This window comes from Bartonella sp. CM120XJJH (genome assembly GCF_042194715.1).
Lineage (GTDB): Bacteria > Pseudomonadota > Alphaproteobacteria > Rhizobiales > Rhizobiaceae > Bartonella.
This window is the reverse complement of the sequence record NZ_JBHINE010000014.1, coordinates 1-12580: the sequence shown is the minus strand read 5'-3', so window position 1 is coordinate 12580 and position 12580 is coordinate 1. Positions and strand designations below refer to the sequence as shown.

Sequence of the window (12580 nt, the reverse complement as noted above, 5' to 3'; positions counted from 1 at the left end):
AAGAAAGAGCACTCCTATGGATACCTTCACACCACTTGTCTTTTCCGGCGTACAACCGAGTGGTCATTTACATCTTGGCAATTATCTTGGGGCCATTCAGCGTTGGGTTGAACTGCAAAACTCTCATCACTGCCTCTATTGTGTTGTGGATATGCATGCGCTCACCGTCAACCCAGATCCCCTTACTTTGCGCGAATCCATCAGAACAGTAACAGCAGCCTTTTTAGCCTGCGGTATTGATCCTCAAAAACACATTATTTTTAACCAATCACGTGTTTTTCAACATGCTGAACTCGCTTGGATTTTTAACTGTGTTGCCCGTATCGGCTGGCTTCAACGCATGACACAATTTAAAGATAAAGCAGGAAAAGATCGCGAAAAAGCATCTCTCGGGCTTTTTGCCTATCCCACTTTGATGGCTGCTGATATTTTAGTCTATCGTGCAACGCATGTTCCAGTAGGCGAAGATCAAAAACAGCATGTTGAACTCACACGCGATATTGCACAAAAATTTAACAACGACTATGCACAGCGTATTGCCGAATTAAATTTGGGTATCTCTATGCAAACGGATGAAGCAAAAAGACAAGGCTTTTTTCCCCTCCCAGAAGCGCTTATTGGAACAACAGCCACACGCGTTATGTCTTTGCGAGATGGGACGAAAAAAATGTCAAAATCAGATCCTTCAGATTTTTCACGCATTAATTTGACCGATGATGCTGATCTTATCGCCAAAAAAATACGCAAAGCCAAAACGGATTCGGCTCCTCTTCCCGATACCCTTACCGCTTTAAAAGAACGACCAGAAGTGGATAACCTGCTTGGTATTTATGCCGCCTTTGCTAACGTTAGCAAAGAAAAGATTCTTTTAGAATTTTCTGGTCAACAATTTTCGCATTTTAAAACAGCTCTAGCCGACCTTGCTGTCCATAAGCTTGCCCCTATAACAGAAGAATTACGTCGTCTGCATCAAGAAAGTGATTATATCGACTCTGTTTTGCATGATGGCGCTAAACGTGCTAGTATGCTCGCAGAAGAAAATATGAAAAAAATTCGTGAAATTATTGGATTTTTGCACGATACATAAAAAATAATAAAACTAAAAACTGTAGAGAGCAAAAAAATCGTTTGTACAAAATAGAGAAAGTGCATGATTTCCAAACCCAAAAATCCGAAAAAAGAACCCAAGAAAAAGAACTTAGTCATTATCGATGAAACACCAGAGTGTCAGCGTGCCGTTGCGTTTGCCGCACAGCATGCCCAAAATACCAATAGAACATTGGTGTTACTTTGTGTCGTTGATAGTGTGGAATTTCAACACTTTCTGGGTGTAAACAACGTTATGCGCACAGAATCAACGCAAAGTGCTCATAAAATATTAGGAGGCATTGCCAGTGAAGTCCGCACCACCCATGCGCTTGAAACAGAAATAGTGGTGCGTGAAGGAAAAAAAATTGATGAAATTTCCAAGCTGATCGACAAAGATAAAAGGATTGCACTCATTGTTTTAGCCGCCAGTGGACATACAGAAGGACCAGGCCCCCTTGTTCAATTAATTGGGAATAAAGGGACAGCTTTTTCAATTCCTGTCATTGTTATTCCTAGCAATCTTGCCGATGAAGATATTCGATCTATTGCCTAAAAAATATAATATTCTACAATGTAAGATCTTCCCAATCCTTCATTATAAAAGGAGAGTTTATGTTTATTCAAACTGAAACCACCCCAAACCCTGCAACACTTAAATTTCTGCCAGGACGCGTGGTTCTTTCTGAGGGCGTATTAGAATTTCGTGACCCTGAAGAAGCAGCTAAAAACTCACCTTTGGCAGCTAAACTGTTTAATATTCCTAATGTCAATGGTGTTTTTTTAGGCTATGATTTTATCACCGTAAGCAAAAAAGAAGGGGAATGGCAACATCTCAAGCCTGTCATTTTAGGCACAATCATGGAACATTTTCTATCCAATGAGCCAGTGATCACCACCAACGCTACAACACAAGCACAAACCCATGCCCTTAACGAAGAATTTTATGACGAAAAAGATGCTGATATTGTCTTAACCATTAAAGAGCTGCTCGAAACGCGTATCCGCCCAGCCGTTGCCAATGATGGTGGAGACATTACTTTTCGCGGATTTGAAAATGGTATTGTTTATCTCAATATGCGGGGTGCCTGCGCTGGATGTCCCTCTTCAACGGCAACCCTCAAACATGGTATTGAAAATCTTCTACGCCATTTTATCCCTGAAGTTTTAGGCGTTGAAGCCATGCCACAATAAATATTAGTCTCAATAGATAAAATAACCACACCGATTGCCCCTCTTCAACAGCACTCAAACATGGAGTACAAAAATCTTACATAAGCTATGCAGCCATAAAAATACAGTACTGTTAAAACAATCTGTCCAATAATGATACCTTCACTCACCTTTCACCTCCACATATGCCTTAAAAAGATTTCAAAGCCCCCTTTAAAAAGCATAAGTTGTTTCAACAAACCAATAATGACGTCCACAGAAGTACAAGGCATGGGCATGCACTTTAAATTTATTTAATTGCATAATCTTATCATGCAATTAAACACGACCCGTTACAAAAAAAGAAAACTCCAAAAAAAACATTGTAAAATAGAGTACCCATTTGCTCCATATTTTTCAGCTTCCCCAACGATAAAATCATGCAAAATACTTTTTGTAGCAAGCCGGCACCATCAATTATATTTGCCAGCCCCCAATGTTGCGACAGCCCTTGGCACTTAAGACGGTTCATAAGAGCCATTTTTAATCCTTTCTTGTACAGTTTTTTACCCACACGCCAGCCCCGCTTGTGGTGTGCAAGAAAGTGATTTTAATTGATTCAACATGGGAGAGATTTGAAATGAGCAAATCCCACGTTATTCGGGGTTCTAATTCAACATGAATACGCAACTTTATCATTATAAATCAATATGTTACATCATATAATCGACAAAGATTACATTTTGCAACTTGAATGAGAATTCTGACATTCTTCTTATTTCAATTCTGTTTTTATTGCATCAATAAAAACCATCCGCTTACACAGCACAAACTGGATAATAATAAAAACTATTTTAATAGCTCTCATGCATACTTTTATAAGAGGCTGTTCTAATAGCTGGAAAATGCATGGCAATACGACCTTATCAAGATCATAGCTTCCTTTTTCCATTCTTAAAATCAAGAATTCCCCCTCTATCATTTTCAATCTCATTTCCATAAACATGATGCAAACGGTGTAACTACCCATAAAAAATAAATACATTGAAGCCAAATCTATTATAGTTATTTGAGAAATTATCTGATAAAAAAATGAGAATATTTCTTTAATTCAGCAAGAATAAGTTTATCTACTTTACCGCATAGTTCTTCTCATAAAGCGCATACTTTTACTATTGCATGCAATTCAACATCCAACTTCACCCATAACCGCATATTAAAAGAAAAGATCGAGTCACTATTCCTCTGCGATACACGGCTTTGCAATGAAAGAAAACATATTGCCTCTATCTGATTGGTGTAATCTGTGAAACAAGAAAAGAAGCCATTGGAGAAAAATATGCCCAATTAGAGAAGAATGTAAAAACAGAAAACCAATAAAATCCAAAAACAATTGCAAGAGGATAAAGGCTTAAACTTTTTTCACAAACTCTGACTTTAAGCTCATCTGACCAATCCCTGGAATTTTGCAATCAATATTATGATCCCCATCCACCAAGCGAATATTCTTTACCTTAGTACCACCTTTTAAAACAGATGAAGCGCCTTTTACCTTCAGATCTTTTATCACCATAACGGTATCTCCGTTTGTTAAAATCTGACCATTGGCATCATAAACAGTATCGGAAAGAACCGTATCATCGTTTTTTTGTGGCCATTCATGTGCGCACTCAGGACACACAAAATTTTCACCATCTTCATAAGTATAAAGACAATCACAACGAGGACATTTGGGATATTGGGTCATAAATTCCCCTTTTAAAAGAAAAATCGTTCATTATGACTGGTCATAAAGCAAGAAGTGCTTATTGTCCATATTTTAGAAAAACATTTCTCTTTGTTTCAACCCTCATCTGCCAACTGTGTTCATGAATGCTATCATCACATACCATACATGAGTTTATAAAAATGATTGATCATTATACAACGTCAAGGAGCCCCCCGCATATCATAAAATTTACTCACTTCATTTTTTCTCATAAATGAATCAAAATCATTTTCTTATACATCACCAATGCAATTAACGAATGAATAAAAAACAATTAGAAAAAGAACATCTCTGAATAAAACGCTCTCAAAGAGCTAAAAACTGAGAAACAAGAAAATGATGCCTTCAACTTAACCTTTTATTTAAGTAAAGATAACAGTCATAATTAGAGAACAGACTGCTTTATAATCATAGTTAATGATTTTGTATATTGAATGAGAGCCAATAAATAAAATGAGATTCTCTCAACCCCTTTTACATTGAATAAACCAAAGCCTTTTACTTGCATGTTACAAATAGGAAGATCCGTGTAAAACGATTATTCAAAATACTAAATACTCTCAAATATAAGAGCCAACATTGAAAGCGGGCAAAGTGAATGATGATGCCGACCTACTCTCTCATAAGCGTAAAAATGGTGCTGCTCAATGGATGTCCGCTTATCCCTTTCAAAAGCAACACGCATAAGATGCGTTTTTAGTGTTTTAAGAAAGACGCCTTCTTTAAAACAACCATATGAAAGGTGCAACAATGATCGTATTTTGTTTTACATGAGGAATATCCCCCTATTAAACAAACATTGCTATCAAACCATTAGAAACCATTGGACATAAATTCCCCGATTATGCTTGATTATAATTACCTACAGCATTCGGTTTTAAGAAACCCGCAGTTTTAGGAATCCAATTGACATGTAAAAAAGGAAAAAACAAAGCGAGCTTGAAAATGGAGGTTCTCTCTTATAGCAAAGAAATCACGCCCCTAAAATCATACCCCATGTGATCAATCATCATAGCTTTACAAAAAACATTCCAATGATCTTAGGTGATAATATCAGGACGATCTCGTCCCAATGCTTGTTGTATGTTTAACAGTTTTAGTGCCACCTGTTGCAAAGGTTGGAGAACTTCTTGCGGATTAAAATTGTGTTTGCGCAGATCACTTTCATATTGTTCAAAATAAAGTCGTAAAGTAGCACCACACGTCCCTGTTCCCGATAAACGGACCACCAACCGTGCCCCATTCTCGAAAAAAATACGAATACCTTGCCGCGTGCTAACGCTCTGATCAACAGGATCATGATATGTAAAATCATCTGCTTTTTTGACGAAAAAGCCAGCAATTTCAGTTCCTGCATGTGGTAAGTGCTCCCGCAAATTCTCTAGTAATACCAAAGCTTTATCTGCTTCGACTTCTTCATAATCATGCCGTAACGTGTAAAAACGCCCATAGCTGTGCCAATGCTGTTGAACAATTTGTGCGACAGTTTTTTCTGTTACCGCTAAAAGATTTAACCAAAATAAGACAGCCCATAAACCATCTTTTTCGCGGATATGATGAGAGCCAGTTCCAAAGCTTTCTTCACCACAAAAGGTTATTTTCCCAGCATCTAAAAGAGTTCCAAAAAACTTCCATCCCGTTGGCGTTTCAAAAAAGTTTAATCCGTGTTTTTCCGCAACCAGATCAGCAGCACGCCCCGTCGGCATAGAACGCGCTATCCCCACAACACCTTTTCGATATCCTTTAATGAGGTGTGCATATTCAGCCATAATAGCCAAAGAATCCGAAGGCGAGACAAATTGCCCACGACCAATAATGAGGTTACGATCTCCATCACCATCAGAGGCTGCGCCAAGATCTGGTCCTTGCTCTGACATCAATAAATCATAAAGAGCCTTAGCATAAACCAAATTTGGATCTGGATGACCACCTCCAAAATCTGGCAAGGGAATACCATTAACCACCGTCCCTTTAGAAAATCCTAAGCATTTTTCAAAAATTTCATGAGCATACGGCCCTGTTACCGCATGCATGGCATCAAACCGTAAAGTAAGACCTCGAGCAACGGCATTGGCAATACAGTCAAAATCAAAAAGCTCCTGCATCAAAGCAACATAATCAGCGACAGGATCAATAATATCAATCCGCATAGCTCCCATAAAGATCGTACCTTGCCTATCTAAATCAATATCTGGTGCTTCAAGAATTTTATAAAAGGAAAGACGTTGCGATGTTGCAAAAATAGCATCACATAAAGAATTAGGAGCGGGTCCACCATTGGAAACATTGTATTTAATACCACAGTCTCCCTCTGGACCACCAGGATTATGGCTTGCAGAAAGAATAAGTCCACCATGGGCATGAGTTTTACGAATAAGATGCGAAACAGCAGGTGTAGAAAGAATACCCCCCCTTCCCATTTTAACACAAGAAACACCATGCGCCGCCGCCATCTTCAACACAATCTGAAGAAGAGTGCGATTAAAAGTGCGACCATCCCCCCCAAGAATCAACATTTTTCCTTCAAGAGGCCCAATGTTATCAAAAAGAGACTGTATAAAGTTTTCTACATAATGGGGTTGCTGAAAAACAGACACTTTTTTGCGCAAACCAGACGTTCCCGGTTTTTGCCCCTCAAAAGCCGTGGTTAAAACTGTCTTTATGGTCATGGTCATACCTTTATATTCTTTCCTTTAATTTTAAGGTGAAGAGTATCCAAAGTCGACCATTAATTCTACTTGACGGAAGTGTGAAATATTTGCACACTCGTTAGAAGTCAGAATTTTTAAAGAAGCCCTTTTATTTAAAACGCTTTTTGCCATATGTTTTTAAAGACGAAGGCTGTTTTAAAACAAAATTTTTGTAAAAGAATACAGGAGCATCAAGATGATGAAAAAAACAGTTCCCAATGTAACATTCCACACACGCGTACGCGATGAATCAATAGATGGAAACAATCCTTATCGGTGGCAAGAAGTTAACAGCGATGCTTACTTTAAAGGAAAACGTGTTATTCTTTTTTCTCTTCCTGGAGCATTTACCCCTACTTGTTCAACCTTTCAGCTGCCTGACTTTGAAAAACTCTATGATGAATTTAAACAAGCTGGTATTGATGAAATTTATTGCCTTTCCGTCAATGATGCTTTTGTCATGAATGCTTGGGGAAAAACACAAAATATCAAAAACGTGAAATTAATTCCCGATGGCTCTGGTGAATTCACACGCAAAATGGGTATGCTAGTTGCAAAAGACAATGTTGGTTTCGGCATGCGATCATGGCGCTATGCTGCCGTTATTAATGATGGTGTGGTTGAGAAATGGTTTGAAGAAGCAGGTTTTTCAGATAATTGTGCAGCAGATCCTTATGAAGTTTCTTCACCACAAAATGTTTTAAAAGCCTTGAAAAGCTAATCCAGCCCAAAAATTATCCATTTAAACAAAATTTTACGACACAAACCTTCCTCCTCCGGAAATTTGTGTCGTTTATTTTTTGCAACATCTATTTGTCAAGGCGAACACTATAAGTTGATTGTGCTTTTTCAGTGAAAAAATATTCCAGCAATAATTTTTTCAATAAATATTTCACGTTTTAACGACTTTGCAAAAGCTTGGAAAATTTCCAGTAAAAAAAATCCAAACCAATCATCGTGCTAAAAGAATAAAAAGCTAAAAACTGTTGCACACGATCAAAAAATGAGAATGCAATTGCGAAATGTGCAAATTCATGCAAAAACTCTCTCAGAAACATCAAGAGCTAACGTATCGATGAAATATGCAAGAACAATGTAAATTTCTCATATTGAAAAAAACTTTATGTCAAACAATAATTTGATTTATAAGGATAATTTATCATTTTGCATATTGAATGAGAGAAGCTGAATATCATAAGACTGTTTTATTTTATCCCTTCTTATATCGAATCCCTTAAAACTATTTTCTTGCTCATTAGCACGTGGAATTGGCATGTGAATAAACGATAAAAAAGAGTAAACATGCGTCTCGTAAACGCTCTCAAACACAAAAACTATGAACATCATTACTGCAAGGTTCACAATAGCATCAAGAAAGAAAATACAGATCAAACATTTGTTTGAAGAGGCGCACAGTTCAAATTACCCCATGTCTCATAAAAAGAAGTAAATATGACATAAAAACTGCTCTGCATAAAAAACCGTTCATGAAGAATATTAAATCAAAACAAAACCCGCAAACATTCCAATCCACATACCATAAACGGACTCATTGCTGTTCTCATAGCCATTTATTCTAAGCTTTTATTTTTCTCTAAGAGAGAAACGATTAAAGAAGGCGTTTATTGGGATATTCTACCATAAAATGTGTTTTCATTTCTTCCTCTTCTATCTCTTCCTCTTCATCGAACTCAAAATCTTCATCACATTCAGGAAGACCAAAAATATCTGGATTAATGAAATAACAATCTTTTTTTGTCCCCTTCGCTACAATTTTATTTGTTTCTAATTCTTTGATACCTTCTTTAAAACTTTCAAAATCAAGATATTCTGGTTCTTGAATTGAAAGATCGCAAGTCAAAAATTCCTCAAGAATATCATGATCCAATGTTATCTGATCAAACCATAAATCCACATCATCTTCATCTGACATTTTCCCTACTTGCCACAACATCACCAAAAATGCTTTCATACCACTAAATGATAGCCCAAAAATCATACGCCGGCTATCGGACGCTCCTGAAAAGGTAATTTGCGGAAGATTTTCAAATCCGAAGTTTGAAGGAGGGAGTTTAAATGATTTTCCAATATTCTCAGGTCTTTCAAGAATAAAGGGATTTCGTTCATAGAGCACGGTAAAATCATATTGGGCCATTTTCATTTCTCCATTAAAGAATTGATTTTATTGAAATAATGCACATTATCAGTCAGTTACCATTATGGCAGCTTACAATTCATCCCACCATGCTCCTGTAAAAAATTGTTCGATTTAAGTCATTCCATTGTTTTTTGAAGCTTAAAAAGTCTTTTAGGATAAAACGCTCTCGTTCTCCCTTCTTTTGCAATAATGCTAGATTTTGTAATGTCCAAGAAGAGAACATCAAAGAATTTGATGCTCATAGATGAGAATTCAAAGATGAAGCCAATATGAACTGTCAATATTTTTATAAACTTTTGGGAAAGTATTCCCTAAACCTCTTGAGTTCCTCAATTTTTTTGTTCACCAAGATGTTATCATCGCATCCTCAGAAGGACACGTTTTTAGTAAATGGAGCTTATTTACCTCTTAAAAAAATTCTCTTTTATGCCATACCAGCTCAAAAAACGCGATTTTAAACGCATACGTAAGTCCGCCTAAACAAGAAAAGTACAGATTTTAAAAATTGAATCTCAAATTTCCAGAATACTTCAAGCTATCGCTTCTATAAACCTTTTATCATTATCGTTTTTGGACTGCTAAAATATCTTGTACTGTTTGAACCAAATTCTCTTCATCAACCGTCACTTGTGCTGGTCGACTTTCACGCCATGTTTGATTATCTTTGATCTCATGAGATAAACGCGCCCCTTCAATCAAATCTTTAATCTGTATTTTTCCACTCTCACGTTCTTGTGAACCTTGGATCACCACACAAGGCGCTTGACGTCGATCTGCATATTTCATCTGCGCTTTTATCCCCGATGCCCCCAAATAGAGCTCAGCACGAATTCCCGCATCACGCAACTGCATCACTATTTTTTGATAGCGCGCAACTGCCTCTGGTTCTTTATCCATCATCAACACCACAACGGGTCCTGTTGTCTCCTTCATAGGCAACTTTCCAAGATTTTGCAAAGCAGCAATCAAACGCGAAACCCCGATTGAAAAACCTGTTGCCGGAATATTTTCACCACGAAAGCGTGCCACCAATCCGTCATAGCGCCCCCCACCACCAACAGAACCAAAAACAACTTTTTGCCCATCATCATTGAGAACATCAAAAAGCAATGCCGCCTCAAAAACAGGTCCCGTATAATACTCTAATCCACGAACCACCGAAGGGTCAATTTTAATGCGATTGTGATAACCATTAGCGACAAAAATTGCTTGCATTTCTTCAAGCTCGCGAACGCCTTCAAGCCCCTGAGCACTCTGACCAACGACTTGTCTGAGAGCCTCAAGCGTTTCTTCTGCCGTTTTCGCGTTTACAGTCAGTAAGGAAAGAATACACTCAATCTCTTTATCCTTAAGCTCTGCCCCTTTTGTAAAGTCACCACTTTCATCCAAACGCCCCTTGCTCAAGAGCAAACGCACGCCTTCAGGACCAAATTTATCCAGTTTATCCATTGCCCGAAGAACAGTTAAGCGTCTTTCAATCTGCTCCCTTTCCCCCAAACCAATCAACTCTAAAACACTTTCCAGAATTTTTCGGTTATTCAAGCGAATGGCATAATCATGCTGGTGAATGCCTAATTTTTCCAAACTATCCGCTGCCATCATACAAATTTCGGCATCAGCTGCAACGGTTGGTGTTCCAACAATATCCGCATCAAACTGCATAAATTGCCGAAACCGCCCTGGACCTGGTTTTTCATTGCGAAAAACAAAGCCAAGACGATAACTGCGATAAGGCTTTGGTAACGTTTCAAAATTCTCAGCAAAATAACGAGCAAGAGGCGCCGTTAGATCATAGCGCAAAGACATCCATTGCTCATCATCATCTTGTAGGGAAAAAACGCCCGCATTGGGACGATCTTCATCCGGTAAAAACTTGCCCAACACATCCGTATATTCAAAAATCGGTGTTTCCAATGCTTCGAAGCCGTAAAGTTCATAAACTTCACGAATTTGCGCAATCATAGTTTCAGCGGCATACAACTGTGCACTTGTACGATCAACAAAACCACGGGGTAAACGGGCTTTGGTTTTTTCTTGTTTTGATGACATGTTTTTCTCTAACAACAATATGTATTCACAGATAATGTTTGTCTATCTTATAGAAACAAACGCTGCAATAACTTTATCAACTGGAAACTGGTAACAATATGCATAAGCTTTTGCTTTTAAAAGATGTAAGCCTTCACCCTTAAGGCAATCTGCTGAAAATATTTGCACTTTCAATAAGAGCATAGCCTCTTGCTCAACATGAAATGCCCGCTTAACATTCAATGAAAAGACATCCGTGCTTTTTGAAAGAAATCACAAAGCAACTGCTGATTCTGGATAAACTGGAAGCCCCCTCCTAAAAAGCCTTCTTTCTCAGAACTTTTCAGATTGATTACAGAAGCAAAAATCCTCAAGATATCAGTGTGCTTTGCGCTTGTTCTACAAAATGATTGATGACATTTTTTAAATCAACACTATTTCGTCCAGCATCTGTAATAGAGCGTGATACAGAGGGAATAACATTCTGCCAAAGTCTTTGTGGAAACTGCTGAGTCAATTGTGTTATTGTTCCCCCTTGAGCCCCAATGCCAGGAACGAGAAACAGACTATTTTTTAACTGCTCGATTGTATCTTTTGCTTCATTTCCCAATGTCGCTCCAATCACTGCCCCAATAGGACCAATATAATGATATTGACTTGAAGATTGGCTATTATATTCAAAAATACGCTGCGCCAAATGAGCAGAAACCGTTTGATCACCAATAAGCGCATTTCGTATTTGTTTCCCCTCTGGATTAGAAGACTGAACAACCACAAAAACCCCTGCTCCTGTTTCTTCTGCAACTTTTATCAGAGGAATAAGAGCATCAAATCCTAAAAAGGGATTGACAGTTATGGCATCAGCTTTGAACGCACTACTTGGACCCAGCCAAGCTTTACCATAAGCCTCAGCAGTAGAGCCAATATCCCCTCTTTTCGTATCAACGAGAACCAACAAACCTTGTGCCTGCGCATTTTCAATAAGTTCTTTGAGAATTTGAAGCCCTTCCACTCCATATAGCTCAAAAAATGCTGCTTGAGGCTTTATCATCCCCACTTTACCCACAACCGCTGTTAAGAGGATATCGCAAAAATCTTTTAGACCTTTATAATCACAGCTTAAATTCCATGATTGCAAAACTTTATGGCTCGGATCAAAACCAATACAAAGTGGTCCATAGATTTCACGATTTTTAAAAAAAGTTGAACAAAACATTTTATATCCTAACAAGGTCTCTCTTTAAACTTTTTGATACAATCAAAAAGAAAAGCATTTGTCAAAAAAATACAATAGCGAAAACACAAAGAAAGGGCTCTCTATATAAAATGTGTTTTTATTTATGAAACATAAATATATTCCCATTCGTAACGCTTATCACATGTTTATCGACCAAGACATTATCATGAGACAAAAATTCAAATTTATGAAAGAATATAAACAAAAAAGCATCCATATTATAATGAACGTATAAAGCCTAATAGGCGTGCCTTGTCGTTTCCACGCCCTTTTTTATGATCAACAAAAACTCTCTATGAACGCGCTTTAAACAAGAGTTTTAAAAGAAAATGCCTTGCCATGATGATCTCGATCTTAATTTTAGATTTTTCCTATCCCTTTTTAGCGGCTCTTTATCCCTTTTGGAACATAATTGGCAAAAAGACATTGTATCTCCAGCATATTCAAGGAGATAAAACATG

Annotated in this window: 9 protein-coding genes; 4 read left to right on the top strand and 5 right to left on the bottom strand. The window is 37.7% G+C overall.

What is annotated here, in order from left to right:
- The first annotated feature begins 16 nt into the window (after window positions 1-16).
- The 3 genes from trpS to ACFIKU_RS06505 all read left to right on the top strand — a co-directional run bounded on the left by trpS (window position 17) and on the right by ACFIKU_RS06505 (window position 2280).
- The gene (trpS, locus tag ACFIKU_RS06515) at window positions 17-1087 is read left to right on the top strand and encodes a tryptophan--tRNA ligase (protein WP_375657021.1); all 1071 of its coding nucleotides are present in this window, start codon (window positions 17-19) and stop codon (window positions 1085-1087) included.
- A gap of 63 nt (window positions 1088-1150) precedes the next feature.
- Window positions 1151-1642: a universal stress protein gene (locus ACFIKU_RS06510; RefSeq protein WP_375657020.1), complete on the top strand. Its 492-nt coding sequence runs from the start codon at window positions 1151-1153 to the stop codon at window positions 1640-1642.
- Between the two features lie 59 nt (window positions 1643-1701).
- Entirely contained in the window at window positions 1702-2280 is a 579-nt protein-coding gene (locus ACFIKU_RS06505) for a NifU family protein (protein WP_375657019.1), read from the top strand.
- 1369 nt (window positions 2281-3649) lie between these two features.
- Here ACFIKU_RS06505 and ACFIKU_RS06500 read toward each other — a convergent pair.
- Entirely contained in the window at window positions 3650-3985 is a 336-nt protein-coding gene (locus tag ACFIKU_RS06500; protein ID WP_015856728.1) for a zinc ribbon domain-containing protein YjdM, read from the bottom strand.
- Window positions 3986-5046: 1061 nt separating this feature from the next.
- The gene (locus tag ACFIKU_RS06495; protein ID WP_375657018.1) at window positions 5047-6675 is read right to left on the bottom strand and encodes an alpha-D-glucose phosphate-specific phosphoglucomutase; all 1629 of its coding nucleotides are present in this window, start codon (window positions 6673-6675) and stop codon (window positions 5047-5049) included.
- Between the two features lie 217 nt (window positions 6676-6892).
- On the opposite strand from ACFIKU_RS06495, the gene ACFIKU_RS06490 reads away from it, so the two are divergent.
- Entirely contained in the window at window positions 6893-7417 is a 525-nt protein-coding gene (locus tag ACFIKU_RS06490) for a peroxiredoxin (protein WP_375657017.1), read from the top strand.
- An 888-nt stretch (window positions 7418-8305) separates the two neighbouring features.
- Here ACFIKU_RS06490 and ACFIKU_RS06485 read toward each other — a convergent pair.
- The 3 genes from ACFIKU_RS06485 to pyrF form a co-directional block, all read right to left on the bottom strand.
- Window positions 8306-8851 (bottom strand): replication protein, encoded by a 546-nt coding sequence (locus ACFIKU_RS06485; protein WP_273790937.1) that lies wholly within the window; start codon window positions 8849-8851, stop codon window positions 8306-8308.
- A 564-nt stretch (window positions 8852-9415) separates the two neighbouring features.
- The gene (gene hisS / locus ACFIKU_RS06480) at window positions 9416-10903 is read right to left on the bottom strand and encodes a histidine--tRNA ligase (protein WP_375657016.1); all 1488 of its coding nucleotides are present in this window, start codon (window positions 10901-10903) and stop codon (window positions 9416-9418) included.
- 349 nt (window positions 10904-11252) lie between these two features.
- On the bottom strand, window positions 11253-12098 hold the full coding sequence (gene pyrF, locus ACFIKU_RS06475; protein ID WP_375657015.1) for an orotidine-5'-phosphate decarboxylase: 846 nt from the start codon (window positions 12096-12098) through the stop codon (window positions 11253-11255).
- Window positions 12099-12580 lie beyond the last annotated feature (482 nt).